Raw genomic sequence first — 16090 nt, 5'->3', positions numbered from 1 at the left:
GGTGCTTGGCCTCGGCGGGCATGGACATCCAGAAGGTGCGGGTGAAGCGGGCCTGCCCTGGCAAGACGGGCACCAGCGCCGGGTCGCGTGCAGCCACAAAGGCCGGCAGCACGGCCAAGCCGGCGCCCGCCTTCACGGCCTCGTACTGGGTCAGGATGCTGGTGCTGCGCAGGGCGAAGCGCTCGGGGCGGTACAACTCGTCCAGCAACTGCAGCTCCTTGGAAAACAGCAGGTCGTCCACATAGCTGATGAAGGTGTGCAAGCGCAGATCGTCCCGGCTTTCGATGGCCGACTGGCGCGCCAGGTAGTCGCGCGAACCATAGAGCTGCAGCACATAGTCGGTGAGCTTGGTCACCACCACCGGCCCGCGCTTGGGCCGCTCCAGCGAGATCACGATGTCGGCCTCGCGCCGCGACAGGTGCACCAGGCGCGGCAGGGCCAGCAGGTCGATCGACAGGGCCGGGTACTGGCGGCTGAGCCGGGCCAGTTGAGGGGCCAGCACCACCGTGCCAAAGCCCTCAGTGGTCCCCAGCCTGACCAGGCCCGAAGGGCCCTCGGCCGTCGACAGCGACGCCCGCTCGACCTGGGCCACCGCGGCCTCCATGGCCTCGACCTGGGGCAACAACTGCCGGCCGGCCTCGGTCAGGCGGTGGCCGCCCGCCTCGCGGGCGAACAAAGGCGTGCCCACTTCTTTTTCAAGCGCCTGCAGGCGCCGCGCCACCGTGGTGTGGTCCACCTCCAGGCGCCGCGCCGCATTCACCAGGGTGCCGGTGCGGGCCAGTTCGAGGAAATAACGAAGGTTGTTCCAGTCCATGGTGCGATTGTCATCCGCTGACCGAATGACAGAACCCAATTCACTTCTGGAAATGCCGAGGCTCCCGCCTTTGGTGACGCACCAGGAGGATCAGCAACCCTTCGTCGGTACCTCGGTAAACCACGGAGTAAGGGAAGAAGCGAAGTGGAAAGATCCGGCGTCCCTGCCGCATGGGGGTGCCCAGCGCAGGATGCTCAACCAGCAATTGAGCCACACGCTCAAATTCGTCGAGAAAGCGACTGGCCAGCGCAGCACCCGCTTTGCGCCGGTAGAAAGACGCCGCCTCGGTGAGATCCGTGGCCGCGTCCGGGTGGAGAGAGTAGCTCACGGGATCAATTGAGCGCGAATCTTCTGCAGAGTCTGAGGACCATCCAGAACGCCGACCTGACCCGCCACCCATTCGGCGTCGCGCCTCGCAGCCTCCCTCTCCCAAGCCTGCTCGCCATCAAGGTCAGGCTCCAAATCACCCATCAAGCGCTCAAGCAGCCGAATGCGATCGGCGGGATCCAGTTTCATGGCTTCCGCATGGACGAGTTCCAGATCTACCGGCATGGTGGGCTCCTCTACGATGGCACAAGGCCGCTAGCTTGCCACAACGCCTGCGCCGGCTCAATAGACCTCCAGGACGGCGCCCGCACAGCCTGATATTGATCTGCATAAATGCAATAGAATAATGCATTTTTATCTATTGCATCAACAATTTCGCACAAATAACATGCCCGTATTCCATCAGAAACATCAGGAGACTCCTCACCATGACCGCCCCCACCGTCAAACTGCTGATCAACGGCGAATTCGTCGAGTCCAAGACCACCCAGTGGCGCAATGTGGTCAACCCGGCCACCCAGGAGGTGCTGGCCCGTGTGCCCTTTGCCACGCCTGACGAGATCAACGCCGCGGTGGCCAGCGCCAAGACCGCGTTCAAGACCTGGCGCAAGACGGCCATCGGGGCCCGGGCCCGCATCTTCCTGAAGTACCAGCAACTGATCCGCGAGAACATGGCCGAGTTGGCCGCCATCCTGACCGCCGAGCAAGGCAAGACCCTGCCCGACGCCGAAGGCGATGTGTTCCGTGGACTGGAGGTGGTGGAGCACGCAGCGGGCATTGGCAACCTGCAACTGGGCGAGCTGGCCAACAACGTGGCCGGTGGCGTGGACACCTACACCCTGCTGCAGCCGCTGGGCGTTTGCGCCGGCATCACGCCGTTCAACTTTCCGGCCATGATCCCGCTGTGGATGTTCCCGATGGCCATCGCCACCGGTAACACCTTCATCCTCAAGCCCTCCGAGCAAGACCCCATGGTGACCATGCGCCTGTGCGAACTGGCGCTGCAGGCCGGCATTCCGGCTGGCGTGCTGAACGTGGTGCATGGCGGCGAAGAGGTGGTCAACGCCATCTGCGATCACCCTGACATCAAGGCCATCAGCTTCGTGGGCTCGACCAAGGTCGGCACCCATGTGTACAACCGGGCCAGCCTGGCCGGCAAGCGGGTGCAATGCATGATGGGCGCCAAGAACCACGCCATCGTGCTGCCTGATGCCAACAAGGAGCAGACCCTGAACGCCATTGCCGGTGCCACCTTCGGCGCCGCCGGTCAACGCTGCATGGCGCTGTCGGTGGTGGTGCTGGTGGGTGAAGCACGGCAGTGGGTGAACGACCTGGCCGACAAAGCCAAGACGCTGAAGGTCAACGCCGGCACCGAAAAAGGCACCGATGTGGGCCCGCTGGTGTCTTGCGCAGCCCGCGACCGGGTCGAGAGCCTGATCGAGCGCGGCGTGGCCGACGGCGCCACCCTGGTGCTGGACGGCCGCAAGCCCCAGGTGCCCGGCTATGAACAAGGCAACTTCGTAGGCCCGACCATTTTTGACGGTGTGAAACCCGGCATGGCCATCTACGACCAGGAAATCTTCGGCCCGGTGCTCTGCCTGGCCGGGGCCGAAACCCTGGATGAAGCCATCGAGCTGATCAACAGCAACCCGAACGGCAACGGCACGGCCATCTTCACGCAAAGCGGTGCCGCGGCGCGCAAGTTCCAGGAGGACATCGACGTCGGCCAGGTGGGCATCAACGTGCCGATCCCGGTGCCGGTGCCCATGTTCTCGTTCACCGGTTCGCGCGCTTCCAAGCTGGGCGACCTGGGCCCCTATGGCAAGCAGGTGGTGTTGTTCTACACCCAGACCAAGACCATCACCGCACGTTGGTTCGACGACAGCACGGTGAGCCAGGGCGTCAACACGACCATCAGCTTGAAGTGAGACCACCCTGTTGGAACTTCCTAGCAGGAAAACGCCGGGCCGCCCGCCGTTTTCCTGTCCCTCTCGGGGTAAAACAGCACTTTGGGTTCTGAAAGTCTTCCATGGATTTTGAACTGAGCGAAGAACAGCGGGCCTTTGCACAAACCGCCCGCGACTTTGCCGAAGCCGAGTTCGCGCCGCATGCGGCGCATTGGGACGAGGCTGGCATTTTTCCGAAAGAGGCCATCGCCAAGGCGGGCGAGCTGGGCTTTTGCGGCCTGTACGCCCCCGAGGCCGCCGGCGGCCTGGCCCTGCCCCGCCTCGATGCCACGCTGGTGTTCGAGGAGATGGCCGCGGTCGACCCCTCCACCACGGCCTTCATCAGCATCCACAACATGGCCACCTGGATGCTGGGCACCTGGGCCACCCCGGCGGTGCGCGATCACTGGGGGCCCCTGCTGTGCAGCGGCCAGAAGCTGGCCTCGTACTGCCTGACCGAGCCCGGCGCCGGCTCCGACGCGGCTTCGCTCAAGACACGGGCCGAGCGGGTGGGCTTCGAGTATGTGATCAACGGCGGCAAGGCCTTCATTTCGGGGGCGGGCAGCACCGATGTGCTGGTCTTGATGGCCCGCACCGGCGGCCCTGGCGCAGGAGGTGTGTCGGCCTTGGTGGTGCCCGCCGATGCGCCGGGCATCAGTTACGGCAAGAAGGAGCACAAGATGGGCTGGAACAGCCAGCCCACCCGCACCATCAGCTTTGACAACGTGCGCATCCCGACTGACAACCTGCTGGGCGCTGAGGGCGAGGGCTTCAAGATCGCCATGAAGGGGCTGGACGGCGGGCGCATCAACATCGCCACCTGTTCGGTCGGTGCCGCCCAGGGGGCGCTGGCCCAGGCCCAGCGCTACATGCAGGAGCGCCAGCAGTTCGGCAAACCCATTGCCAGCTTTCAGGCCTTGCAGTTCAAGCTGGCCGACATGGCCACCGAACTGGTGGCCGCTCGCCAGATGGTGCGGCTGGCCGCCAGCAAACTCGATGCCGGGGCCCCCGATGCCACCACCTACTGCGCCATGGCCAAGCGCTTTGCCACCGATGTGGGCTTCACGGTCTGCAACGAGGCCCTGCAACTGCATGGCGGCTACGGCTACATCCGCGAGTACCCGCTGGAGCGCCTGCTGCGCGACGCCCGGGTGCACCAGATCCTGGAAGGCACCAACGAGATCATGCGCGTGATCATCTCGCGCCGCATGCTTGACGGCGATGCCCCGGACGCCATCCGCTGACCCCCACCGAACCACGGTACCGCGACCACACAACGACGACGGAGACACACACATGAAGATCGCTTTCATTGGCCTGGGCAACATGGGCGGCCCGATGGCCCTGAACCTGCTCAAGGCCGGCCACGCCGTGCAGGCTTTTGACCTGTCCAAACCCGCCTGCGACAAGTTTGCGGCAGAGGGTTTGACGATTGCCACCAGCGCCGCCGAGGCCGTGCGCGGTGCCCAGGCGGTGATCAGCATGCTGCCCGCCAGCCAGCACGTCGAGTCGCTGTACCTGGGCGACACCGGCCTGCTGAAGCAATTGAACCCGGGCACGCTGGTGATCGACTGCTCGACCATTGCCGCCGCCAGCGCGCAAAAAGTGGCCCAGGCGGCCACAGCCCTCGGCCTGCCCTGCATCGACGCCCCGGTGTCGGGCGGCACGGGTGGCGCCATCGCGGGCACCCTGACCTTCATGGTGGGGGGGGATGACGCGGGCCTGGCACTGGCCCGGCCCCTGCTCGAAAAAATGGGCGCCAACATCTTCCATGCCGGCAGCGCAGGCGCCGGCCAGACCGCCAAGATTTGCAACAACATGCTGCTGGGCATCCTGATGATCGGCACCAGCGAGGCCCTGGCCCTGGGCGTGGCCAACGGGCTGGACCCCAAGGTGCTGTCCGAGATCATGCGCCGCAGCTCGGGCGGCAACTGGGCCCTCGAAAAATACAACCCCATGCCCGGCGTGATGGAGACGGCCCCGGCCTCCAAGGGCTACGCGGGCGGCTTTGGGACCGATCTGATGCTCAAGGACCTGGGCCTGGCCCAGGAAAACGCCACCGCAGTCAAGGCCAGCACGCCGTTGGGCGGCCTGGCGCGCAGCCTTTACGCCGCCCACAGCCTGGGCGGCCAGGGGGCACTGGACTTCTCCAGCGTGATCCGTCTGTTTCAGAAGGGTTGAAGCCCCATCGGGCTGAATCCATTTAACTGTTCAGCACCTGGCAATGGTGCGGCCTCACGGGAGGGTCCACTTCTAAAGTGGGCCCTCTTTCATTGCGCCGCCCCATGTCCGATCTGCCCCCCCATCTCCAGCCCGAGGCTGATTTCGCCCGTCAGGACACGGTTCTGATGATCTGGATCACCGGCTTGCTGATGGTCTCGTCGTGTCTGGCCATGAGCTATGTCTACGACACCCGCTTCTTCGAAGAGATCGTCCGCATCCGCCTGGCCATCCTGCTGGTGCTGCCAAGCTGCCTGCTGCTGGTCAATCTCGGCCATGTGCAGGCAGCAGCCCATGTGCTGATCTGGGGGCAATGGCTGATTTCACTGGAGGTGGTCTTCCACAACGGCGGCCTGAACGGACCACTGATCCTCTCGCTGCCGATCCAGGTCGCCAGCGCCGCTTGGTTGCTGGGGCCCCGCAGCGCCTTGGCCGTGGCGGCCCTCAACACGGGCTACATGCTGGCCCTGCACTGGTTTGAAGCCCGGGGCTGGCTGCCGCCGGCCCGCTTTCAGCGCGAATACGCCCCGCACCTGGTGGTGCTCACCAACATGGCCGTGGCCCTGAGCATTGCGCTGCTGTCGCGCCTGAGCTACCAGCGCCAGTTGCTGCGGGCCCAGGCCACCCTGAGTGCCTGGCAGGCGCAGGATGAAGAAATCCACAAACTGGTCAGCCTGATCGAGCAGTGCCCCATCGGCATCGTGATCACGGACACCCAGCGGCGCATCGAATACGTCAATCCCGCCTTCATTGGCCGGGCCGGCCTGAATGCGGCCGCCTTCCACAACCTGCCTGCCGACCTGCTGTCCACCCCGGGCCTGAGCACCCAGCAACGCCACAGCCTGCACGAAGCCATGGCCCGGGGCCAAACCTGGCGAGGTGAGCAATCCGTGCTGCTGCCCGATGGTCGCCGGGTGTTGGAAGACGTCGAGATCGGCCCCATCCGACGCGCCAATGGCGACATCACACATTGGTTTGAACTCAAGAAGGACATCACCGCCAGCCGCTGGGCGGCCGACCAGATCGAGCGCCTGGTGTACCTGGACACGCTCACCCGCCTTCCCAACCGCGCGGCACTGCACGATCGCCTGATGGCGGGCCAGGCGGCGCAAGGCCAGGCCTGGAACCTGCTGATGGTGAAGCTCGATGGCCTGGGCCAGCTCAATGAACTGCGGGGTCCGCAGGCGGGCGACGCCTGCCTGCAGCAATTGGGGCAGGCCTTGAGTCAGCACCTGCCCGAAGCCGGCACCGACCTGTTCCGCTTGGGTGGCAGCGAATTCGTGGCCCTGCTACCGGCCCACTTGACGGCGTCTGAAGTCGAGGCCTGCGCCTGGCGCGTGTACCAGGCCCTGATGGGGTACGCCGGCCACCCCACCCGGCCCCTGAGCGAGGTCAGGGTGCTGCTGGCGGCCGCCCCGCTGAGCGGCGACGAAGACGACCCCCTCACCCAGGGCTTGCGCCGCGTCAGCCTGGCCGTGCGCCAGGCCCGCCACGAAGCACCGGGTCGCCCCTGCTGGTACGCCCCCGGGCTGGGCCAGCAGGCCCGGCAAAGGCTGTTGGCCCGCAGTGACCTCGGCCTCTCGGCGCTGACCCGTTGGCTGAGCCTGGACCTGCGCCATCGCCAACGCTCCGACGGCCAGCCAGGGGGCCATCGGGCGGCCCTGCGATGGATTGAAACCGCCGGCCCGAGAGCGCCGCTGCAGGAAGTGGCCCGCCGCGCCGATCTGAGCTTTGAACTGGACGAAGAACTGATCGCGCGGGTCAGCCGATGGCAACACCTTGAAAAGGGCCCGGCACCGCCAACCTCGGCCCCTTTGCCGCTGACACTGGCCCTGTTGACCCCCTTGCTGTGCCAGGACCATGCGGTGCGCTGGCTGCAAGACTGCCTGCAGCGGCACCCCCTGCCGGGGCAGGTGCTGGGCCTGGCCCTGAGCACCCATGACCTGGCCTGGGCCGCCAGCGACCCGACCAGCGCATGGCGCCGACTGCAGAGCTTGCGGGCGGTCGGGTTCCGCCTGTGCCTGCAAGACGTCGGGCTGGGCTACCCGGGGGTGCTTGAACTGCCCCAGTGGCCCGTGGACGAGTGGCTGCTGGCCCCCGGCCTGCTGAGCGCAGCCCAACACCCAGGCTCCCACCAGGCGCTGCTGCAGGCCATCGTGGCGATGGCCCGTGACCTCGCCAAACCGCTGGTGACCGAAAGCGAGCTGCCGCATCCGCGCGACGCCGGCCCGTATAAGAGCCTGGGCAATACCGTCATGGTCAACTGACACCCGAGCAAAAAGGCACCTGCGCCAGCGCTGCAGGGCGATTTCAAGCCCGGTTTCAACGAAGGTCTGCGGCACTCCGGGATAATGTGGTTCCATGAACCCACTGCTCTCCAAACTGCAGCCTTACCCGTTTGAACGGCTGAGGCAACTTTTTGCCGGCGTCACGCCCAGCCCCTACCACAGCCCGATCAGCCTGGGCATTGGCGAGCCCAAGCACCCGACGCCCGAGTTCATCAAGACGGCCCTGGTCAACAGCCTGGACGGCCTGGCGGGCTACCCGGCCACGGCCGGTGAACCCCGATTGCGCGAAGCCATGGCCGCCTGGGTCAAACGCCGCTACGACCTCGACCTGAACCCTGCCAGCCAGATCCTGCCGGTGAACGGTTCGCGCGAAGCCCTGTTTGCTTTTGCCCAGACCGTGATCGACCCGCGCTGGCCCACACCGGCCGTGGTCTGCCCCAACCCCTTCTATCAAATCTATGAAGGTGCGGCCCTGCTGGCCGGCGCCGACCCGTACTTTGCGCCCAGCGATCCGGCGCGCAACTTTGCGGTCGACTGGGACAGCGTGCCCGCCGACACCTGGGCCCGTACCCAGTTGCTGTTTGTCTGCTCGCCCGGCAACCCCACCGGGGCCGTGATGCCCCTGAGCGAGTGGCAAAAGCTGTTCGAACTCAGCGACCGCCATGGCTTCATCATTGCTTCGGACGAGTGCTACAGCGAAATCTATTTCCGCGATGAGCCCCCACTGGGCGGCCTGGAAGCCGCCAAGAAGCTGGGGCGCGACGATTTCCGCAATCTGGTGTCCTTCACCAGCCTGTCCAAGCGCAGCAACGTGCCGGGCCTGCGCAGCGGCTTTGTGGCGGGCGATGCGGCCATCCTCAAGCAGTTTCTGCTGTACCGCACCTACCATGGCAGCGCCATGAGCCCGGTGGTTCAGGCGGCCAGCATCGCGGCCTGGAACGATGAGACCCACGTGGTCGAAAACCGCGTGCTGTACCGCAAGAAGTTCGCCCAGGTCACCCCCATTCTGGCCGGCGTGCTGGATGTGGCCCTGCCCGACGCCAGCTTCTACCTCTGGGCCCGGGTGCCCGAGGCCCTGGGCCTCAGCGACACCGGTTTTGCCCGCGAGTTGCTGGCGCAATACAACGTGACGGTGCTGCCTGGCAGCTACCTGGCGCGCGAGGTGGGCGGGGTCAACCCCGGAGCCCAGCGCATCCGCATGGCCCTGGTGGCCGATGCGGCCGAATGCGTCGAAGCGGCGCTGCGCATCGTCAACTTCGTCCAGTCACGCAGCCGCTGAAGCCGGTTGCCCCGGGTCCCCACGCCACCCTGCACTTCGAAAGCCAGTCCATGAGCGCCAACATGAGCATGATGGAACGCATCCTGCGGTTGATGGGTGAAAAGGGTGCGTCCGACGTCTACCTGTCGGCCAACGCCCCGGCCCTGATCCGCATCAACGGCACCTGCGTGCCCATCAACAACCAGTTGTTGCCCTTTGATGCCCCACGCAGCCTGCTGGCCGAGATCCTGCCGGCCAGCAACATGGAAGAGCTGCATGAAACCGGCGAGCTGAACGTGGGCTACGCGCTCAAGGGCATCGGGCGCTTCCGCATCAGCGCCATGCGCCAGCGCGGCAGCGTGGCTGCCGTGATCCGCTACATCAGCCACGAGATCCCCAAGCTGGCCACGCTCAACCTGCCCGACATCCTGACCGAACTGATCATGGAGAAGCGGGGCCTGCTGCTGGTGGTCGGGGCCACGGGCTCGGGCAAGAGCACCACGCTGGCCTCGATGCTGGACAACCGCAACGAGCACAGCACCGGCCACATCCTGACCATCGAAGAACCGATCGAGTTTCTGTTCAAAAACAAGAAATCGATCATCAACCAGCGCGAGGTGGGTACCGACACCCAGTCGCTGCAGATCGCCCTGAAGAACGCGCTGCGCCAGGCCCCCGACGTGATCCTGATCGGCGAAATCCGCGATCGCGAGACCATGTCGGCCTCCCTGGCCTATGCGCAGTCGGGCCACCTGGTGCTGGCCACCATGCACGCCAACAACAGCTACCAGGCCCTGAACCGGATCCTGAGCTTCTACCCGGTCGAAGTGCGCCAGACCCTGCTGGTCGACCTCAGCTCGGCGCTCAAGGCCGTCATGTCGCAGCGCTTGCTGCGCAGCAACCAGGGCGGCCGCATCCCCGCCTGCGAGGTGTTGCGCAACACCAAGCTGATTGCCGACCTGATCGAAAAAGGCGACTTCAACGGCATCCAGGAAGCCATGGAAAAGTCCATGGCCGAAGGTTCGCAGACCTTCGAAGAAGACATTGCCCGCCTGATCCAGGCCGGCATCATCGACCGCAAGGAAGGCATGGCCCATGCCGACTCGCCCACCAACCTGATGTGGCGTCTGCAAAACGACTTCGACCAGTCCGGCAAGGCCGCTGCCGAGGCCGCCAAGTCCCGGGCCGAGCCCGAGGACGAACCCTCATTCACCGAAATCGTCCTCGACGTGAAGCACTGATGTCCCGTACCCTGCACCTCACCGAACAACTGATCTCGCGCCCCTCCGTCACGCCCGACGACGCGGGCTGCCAGGCGCTGCTGCGCGAACGCCTTGAGGCCCTGGGCTTTGTCTGCGAAACCCTGGTCAGCGGGCCCGCGCATTTCCGAGTCACCAACCTGTGGGCCAAGCGGCCGGGCGCCACCCCCGATGCCCCTACCCTGGTCTTTGCCGGCCACACCGATGTCGTGCCCACCGGCCCGCTGGAGCAGTGGAAGAGCGACCCCTTCACCCCCACCCACCGCGACGGGCGCCTGTACGGGCGTGGCGCCAGCGACATGAAAACCTCGATCGCGGCCTTTGTGGTCGCCACCGAGGAGTTTCTGGCCGCGCAGCCGCAACCAGCCCTGTCCCTGGCCCTGTTGATCACCAGCGATGAAGAAGGCCCTTCAGTGGACGGCACCGTGGTGGTCTGCCGCACCCTCAAGGAACGTGGCGAGAAGCTCGACTTCTGCATCGTGGGTGAACCTACTTCGGTGCAGCGCACCGGCGACATGATCAAGAACGGCCGCCGCGGCACCATGAGCGGCAAGTTGACGGTCAAGGGCGTGCAGGGCCACATCGCCTACCCGCAACTGGCCCGCAACCCCATCCATCAAGCCCTGCCGGCCCTGACCGAGTTGGCCGCCATCGAGTGGGACCGTGGCAACGCCTACTTCCCCCCCACCAGCTGGCAGATCAGCAACATCCACGGCGGCACCGGTGCCACCAATGTGATCCCCGGTCAGGTGGTGATCGACTTCAACTTCCGCTTTTCGTCCGAATCGACCGCCGAAGCGCTGCAGCAGCGCCTGACCAGCGTGCTGGAGCGCCATGAGCTGGAATACGACATCCAGTGGACCATCGGTGGCCACCCCTTCCTGACCACCCCGGGCAGCCTGGTCACAGCCATCCAGGGCGCCATCCGCGACGAAGTGGGCATCGAGACCGAACTCTCCACCACCGGTGGCACCAGCGACGGTCGCTTCATTGCCCAGATCTGCCCCCAGGTGATCGAGTTTGGCCCGCCCAACGCCACCATCCACAAGATCGACGAGCACATTGCCGTGGCCGACATTGAACCTGTGAAAAACATCTACCGCCGCACCCTTGAGAACTTGAACGCCAGCCTGGGCACCGGAGTCGCAGCGTGAGCGGCGCCCCGCAAACCGTGTTGGGTCTGATCGAGCAAGCCCGGCAACAACTGGAGACCGCTGGCGTGGCCTTTGGTCACGGCACCACCAATGCCTTTGACGAGGCCGCCTGGCTGGTGTTGTGGCAACTGGGCCTGCCGCTGGACAGCCCCTTGGGGGGTGAGCCCGAGGGTGAACCTTCGGTGGCCGACCAAGCCGTTGGCCCCGACGATGCCGCACGCGTGCAGGCCCTGATCGAGCGCCGCATCAGCAGCCGCCAGCCCGCGGCCTACCTGACGCGCGAGGCCTGGCTGCAAGGCGTGCCTTTTTATGTGGACGAGCGCGCCATCGTGCCGCGCAGCTTCATTGCCGAGCTGATTGCCGACGGCAGCATCGACCCCTGGCTGGACGCCAACACCCACCGCGTGCTCGACCTGTGCACCGGCAACGGCAGCCTGGCCGTGCTGGCCGCCATGGCCTGGCCCGAAATCGTGGTGGAAGGCGCCGACCTCTCTGCCGACGCACTGGCCGTGGCCCGCATCAACGTGGACCGGCATGGCCTGCAAGACCGCATCACGCTCAAGACCAGCGACGGCCTGAGCGCCCTGCCCGGCCCCTACGACCTGATCCTGTGCAACCCGCCCTACGTCAACGCCCAGAGCATGACCCAACTGCCCGCGGAGTACCTGGCCGAGCCCGAAATGGCCCTGGCTGGCGGCACTGACGGCATGGATTTCATCCGGCAGTTGTTGCGCGATGCGCCGGACCGACTCAGCGAGCAAGGCGTGCTGGTGCTGGAGATCGGCAACGAGCGGGCCTACTTCGAAGCCGCTTTTCCCGATCTGCCGGTGTTCTGGCTGGAAACCAGTGCCGGCGGCGACCAGGTGCTGCTGGTGACGCGTGAGGCCTTGAGCCCGGACGCCTGAACCGGCGACAGGCCTGGCGAGAGCCTTGGCCTCAGGCCGCCCCACAGCCTTCAAGGCCCCTCACCACATGAAGGGCTTGAATTTGCATTTCGGACAGAATTGCATGGATTTTTCGCCGTTGCTCATGACCAAGCTCCCCCGGCGGAATTGGTCAATGCTCCAGATGCCGTGGCGCCCATCGCTGAAAAATAGGGTTCCACTGGCATAGCAGGGTGACCAGTCCAGCGTGTAATGGTCGTCATTTTCACTGACTGACTTGGCATTCAAAAAATAACGACGAACTTGGTGCTCCGTCAATCTGAATCCGGAACAGGTGATGGCAGGATTTGACTCTGCGGGTGACTTGGCTCCATTTTCCTCTATCAATATCCGATTTATTCCTGGGATCTTCAGTGGGCACAACGACGGCTCATGCTCAGATCCTTGTGTACAGGCATCTGATGCCAACACCGCCGTGGCGCAGAAGTTTGACAGAAGAAAAGTGCCTAGGAATTTCACCACCTTGCCGACCCCGCTTCCGTCGGATTTTTTCTGGAAACATCAGGATGTCTGAAGATTTCGGCCATAGGCACTCGGAAGGTTAGCGTCAACTCATTAATAAGCCATTTCAGAGATTCGGCTTGCGCACTTGTGATGGTCTCATAGATCTTTTTATCCTCTGGAACACTCATGCCTCTCGGAAAGGCTTCCCCGACCAACTCAATACCAACGCTGTCCAGATTGGATGGAAATCGTTCAGGGACTTTTTTCAGCATTTCTCTTTTGTCTTCCTGAGTTGGGTTGAACTTCTGTAACGATCTCAACTCAACAGCCGAACAGCGCTTTTCCAATAGGCAGCGGGTCTTTAATTTGCCGACATGCCATGTTTGTTTGTACAACGAAGCTGTTTGATAAATTGAACCATTCTTATCTATTAGAAAATGTGCGCCTTTGGCAGATGGCCGCCTGTAGCTATTGATGGCGGACTGAGCTGTTGCGCCGCCTGTTTGATGGACGATGATTCCACGAACCTCTTTCATGTCACCCCGCTCGATGGATTTTTCTATAGCCAGTTTTATCTTTGGACTGGCAACATGGCCACGAAGATCGATGGGTAGCATATAACCTCATTGGCGTTAGCAGGCTGCGCTGCGATTGCAGCAACCCAAGAGATGAACTGTGCATTGCACACCGCGGTGCCTGAACACGAATTCGCCGAGTGGTAGGCCCCACCCGATGGCTCAGGCAGCGCCCCTTGTGTCCGCCGTCATGCCCAGGTCTTGCCGCCGTGCGAAAATCGCAGGCTTTGCCTTCCAACACCGGCACCGGCCGGGCCTTGCCATGATCACGCTCAAGAACATCGTCTTGCGACGCAGCGCCAAAGTGCTGCTCGACAAGGTTTCCGTCACCCTCAACCCGGGGGAGAAGGTAGGCCTGGTCGGTCGCAACGGGGCCGGCAAGTCCACCCTGTTTGCCCTGCTGAATGGCAGCCTGCATGAAGACGGCGGCGATTTCTACATTCCGGCCCAGTGGCGCATGGCCCAGGTGGCCCAGAACATGCCCGAGACCGATGAAAGTGCCACCCATTTCGTGTTGAATGGCGACACCCAACTCGCCGAGTTGCGTGCCCAATTGCACGCACTGGAGGCCTCTGACGCGTCGTACGACGATCACGACCACGGCATGGCCATGGCCCAGCTCTACACCGACCTGGCCGATGCGGGTGACCACGATGCGGTGCCGCGCGCCCAGTCGCTGATCCTGGGCCTGGGTTTCCAGAGCCACGAGCTGGACCGCCCTGTGAACAGTTTCTCGGGCGGCTGGCGCATGCGCCTTCAGTTGGCCCGGGCTCTGATGTGCCCCTCCGACCTGCTGCTGCTCGATGAACCCACCAACCACTTGGACCTGGACGCCCTGGTCTGGCTCGAAGCCTGGCTCAAGCGCTACGCCGGCACCATGATCGTGATCAGCCACGACCGCGAGTTTCTGGATGCCGTGACCAACGTCACCCTGCACATCGACAACGCCCAACTGGTGCGCTACGGCGGCAACTACAGCGCGTTTGAGACCCTGCAGGCTCAGCAGATGGAGTTGCAGGCGGCGGCCTTCTCCAAGCAGCAGGACAAGATTGCCCACCTGCAGAAGTTCATTGACCGCTTCAAGGCCAAGGCCAGCAAGGCCAAGCAGGCGCAAAGCCGGGTCAAGGCCCTGGAGCGCATGGAGAAGATTGCGCCCATCCTGGCCAATGCCGAGTTCACCTTCGAGTTCAAGGAACCGACCAACCTGCCCAACCCCATGCTGGCCATCAGCGATGCGGCGTTCGGCTACCAGACCGACGAGGGCGACAAGTACATCCTCAGCGGGGTCAACCGCTCGGTACTGGCCGGCCAGCGCATCGGCATCCTGGGTGCCAATGGCCAGGGCAAATCGACCCTGGTCAAGACCATTGCCCGCGAGATGAAGCCCCTGGGCGGCACCGTGACCGAAGGCAAGGGCCTGTCCATCGGCTACTTTGCCCAGCAGGAACTGGATGTGCTGCGCAGCGGCGAGAACCCGCTGGAGCACATGATCCGCCTGGCCAAGGAGCTGGGGCCGAATGCCCGCGAATCCTCCCGCGAGCAAGACCTGCGCAACTACCTGGGCACGTTCAACTTCAGCGGCGACATGGTCAAGCAGGCCGTGGGCACCATGAGCGGCGGTGAAAAAGCGCGCCTGGTGCTGGCCATGATCGTGTGGCAGCGACCCAACCTGCTGCTGCTGGACGAACCGACCAACCACCTGGACCTGGCCACCCGCGAGGCCCTGTCGGTGGCGCTGAACGAGTTTGAAGGCACCGTGATGCTGGTCAGCCACGACCGGGCGCTGCTGCGCTCGGTGTGCGACGAGTTCTGGCTGGTGGGCCGTGGCGTGGTCGGCCCCTTCGATGGTGACCTGGACGACTACCAGCGTTACCTGCTGGACGAATCCAAACGCCTGCGTGAAGTCGCCAAGGAAACCCAGCGCAATCTGGAGGCCGAGGCCGAGGCCCAGGCCAGCCAGGCCGCCGCTGCCGAGGCCGCCCGTGCTGCCGAAGCCGCCGCCAGCCAGGCCGCGGCCCCGGCCATTGCCTCACGTGATCAACGCAAGCTCGATGCCCAGGCCCGCCAGGCCCTGGCCGAAAAGACCCGCCCCCTCAAGAAAGAGCTGGAGCAAGTGGACCAGCGCATGGCCCAGCTCGGCAAGGACAAGACGGCCTTGGAAGAACGCCTGAGCACGCCGTTGCCGTCGGCCGAGATTGCAGAATGCGGCAAGAAGCTCAAGGCCATCAGCGACGAACTGGAAAAGCTTGAAGAGCGCTGGCTGGAACTCAACGAAGAGATCGAAGCCATCACGCAGGCCGCTTGAAGAAGGACCTTGGCCAGCACAATGGCGCCATAGGACTGACTGGAGCCCCCATGCCCGACAAGACCCTGGCCCTGACCCACGGCCAAGCCGACCTGCAACGCGCCGTGCTGAACAGCCGGCGCCTGCTGAAAAAGCGCGCATTGTGGGCGGCGGCTGCCGCCGCCCTGCCCGTACCGGGCCTGGATTTCGCTGTGGACGCGGCCCTGCTGTCGCGCCTGATCCCCCAGATCAGCCATGAATTTGGCCTGTCCGGGGTGCAACTGGACCGCTTGTCACCAGATCGGCGCGAACAGGTGCAGAAAGCCGTCGCAGTGGTGGGCTCGCTGCTGATCGGGCGTTTTCTCAGCGCCGAGTTGCTGCTGACCTTGGCGGCCAAGGCTGGCCTGCGCCTGACCGCCGGCCAGGCCGCCCGCTACGTGCCGCTTGCCGGCCAAGCGCTGTCGGCTGCCATGGGCTATGCAGCGGTGCGTGCCCTGGGCGAACAGCACATCCGCGAATGTGTGCTGGTGCGCCAGGCGCTGCCGCCAGCACCTGACTGACGCGCCCGACCCGCGGC

The 16090-nt window shown here is 64.6% G+C and carries 14 protein-coding genes; 10 read left to right on the top strand and 4 right to left on the bottom strand.

Features of this window, described 5'->3' with window-relative positions:
* The 3 genes from AC07VS_RS23835 to AC07VS_RS23825 all read right to left on the bottom strand — a co-directional run.
* Positions 1-814: LysR family transcriptional regulator (locus AC07VS_RS23835; protein ID WP_494752207.1), on the bottom strand; the 814-nt coding region annotated here is incomplete at its 3' end.
* A 40-nt stretch (positions 815-854) separates the two neighbouring features.
* Entirely contained in the window at positions 855-1142 is a 288-nt protein-coding gene (locus tag AC07VS_RS23830) for a type II toxin-antitoxin system RelE/ParE family toxin (protein WP_494752206.1), read from the bottom strand.
* Positions 1139-1366, bottom strand: coding sequence for an addiction module protein (locus AC07VS_RS23825; RefSeq protein ID WP_494752205.1), 228 nt, complete (start codon positions 1364-1366; stop codon positions 1139-1141). Before AC07VS_RS23825 ends, AC07VS_RS23830 begins: the two co-directional genes overlap by 4 nt.
* Positions 1367-1569: 203 nt before the next feature.
* On the opposite strand from AC07VS_RS23825, the gene AC07VS_RS23820 reads away from it, so the two are divergent.
* The 8 genes from AC07VS_RS23820 (at position 1570) to prmB (ending at position 12171) form a co-directional block, all read left to right on the top strand.
* Positions 1570-3069, top strand: a complete 1500-nt coding sequence (locus tag AC07VS_RS23820; protein WP_494752204.1) for a CoA-acylating methylmalonate-semialdehyde dehydrogenase — start codon at positions 1570-1572, stop codon at positions 3067-3069.
* A 101-nt stretch (positions 3070-3170) separates the two neighbouring features.
* Complete coding sequence (locus AC07VS_RS23815) at positions 3171-4331, top strand: acyl-CoA dehydrogenase family protein (protein WP_492345450.1); 1161 nt, start codon at positions 3171-3173, stop codon at positions 4329-4331.
* 52 nt (positions 4332-4383) lie between these two features.
* Positions 4384-5268, top strand: a complete 885-nt coding sequence (mmsB, locus tag AC07VS_RS23810) for a 3-hydroxyisobutyrate dehydrogenase (protein ID WP_492345449.1) — start codon at positions 4384-4386, stop codon at positions 5266-5268.
* 104 nt (positions 5269-5372) lie between these two features.
* Entirely contained in the window at positions 5373-7574 is a 2202-nt protein-coding gene (locus AC07VS_RS23805) for a diguanylate cyclase domain-containing protein (protein ID WP_494752203.1), read from the top strand.
* A 94-nt stretch (positions 7575-7668) separates the two neighbouring features.
* Positions 7669-8874 carry a succinyldiaminopimelate transaminase gene (gene dapC, locus AC07VS_RS23800; protein WP_494752202.1) on the top strand — a complete coding sequence of 402 codons (1206 nt, stop codon included), beginning with the start codon at positions 7669-7671 and terminating at the stop codon, positions 8872-8874.
* A 62-nt stretch (positions 8875-8936) separates the two neighbouring features.
* Entirely contained in the window at positions 8937-10094 is a 1158-nt protein-coding gene (locus AC07VS_RS23795) for a PilT/PilU family type 4a pilus ATPase (RefSeq protein ID WP_494752210.1), read from the top strand.
* Positions 10094-11266 (top strand): succinyl-diaminopimelate desuccinylase, encoded by a 1173-nt coding sequence (gene dapE / locus AC07VS_RS23790; protein WP_494656072.1) that lies wholly within the window; start codon positions 10094-10096, stop codon positions 11264-11266. The genes AC07VS_RS23795 and dapE overlap by 1 nt, the downstream gene beginning before the upstream one ends.
* Positions 11263-12171, top strand: a complete 909-nt coding sequence (gene prmB / locus AC07VS_RS23785) for a 50S ribosomal protein L3 N(5)-glutamine methyltransferase (protein ID WP_492345445.1) — start codon at positions 11263-11265, stop codon at positions 12169-12171. The genes dapE and prmB overlap by 4 nt, the downstream gene beginning before the upstream one ends.
* 494 nt (positions 12172-12665) lie before the next feature.
* Here the strand turns inward: prmB and AC07VS_RS23780 are convergent, their stop codons facing one another.
* A complete protein-coding gene (locus AC07VS_RS23780) occupies positions 12666-13271 on the bottom strand; it encodes a peptidoglycan recognition protein family protein (RefSeq protein ID WP_494752201.1) in 606 nt (201 codons plus the stop codon).
* Positions 13272-13491: 220 nt separating this feature from the next.
* Here AC07VS_RS23780 and AC07VS_RS23775 point away from each other — a divergent pair, with 220 nt between their 5' ends.
* A complete protein-coding gene (locus tag AC07VS_RS23775) occupies positions 13492-15534 on the top strand; it encodes an ABC-F family ATP-binding cassette domain-containing protein (protein ID WP_494752200.1) in 2043 nt (680 codons plus the stop codon).
* A 50-nt stretch (positions 15535-15584) separates the two neighbouring features.
* Positions 15585-16073, top strand: coding sequence for a hypothetical protein (locus AC07VS_RS23770; RefSeq protein WP_492345442.1), 489 nt, complete (start codon positions 15585-15587; stop codon positions 16071-16073).
* Positions 16074-16090: the final 17 nt, after the last annotated feature.

The sequence above is a fragment of the Curvibacter sp. GW821-FHT01G03 genome, from assembly GCF_059422285.1.
This window is presented reverse-complemented; position numbering and strand designations above follow the sequence as displayed.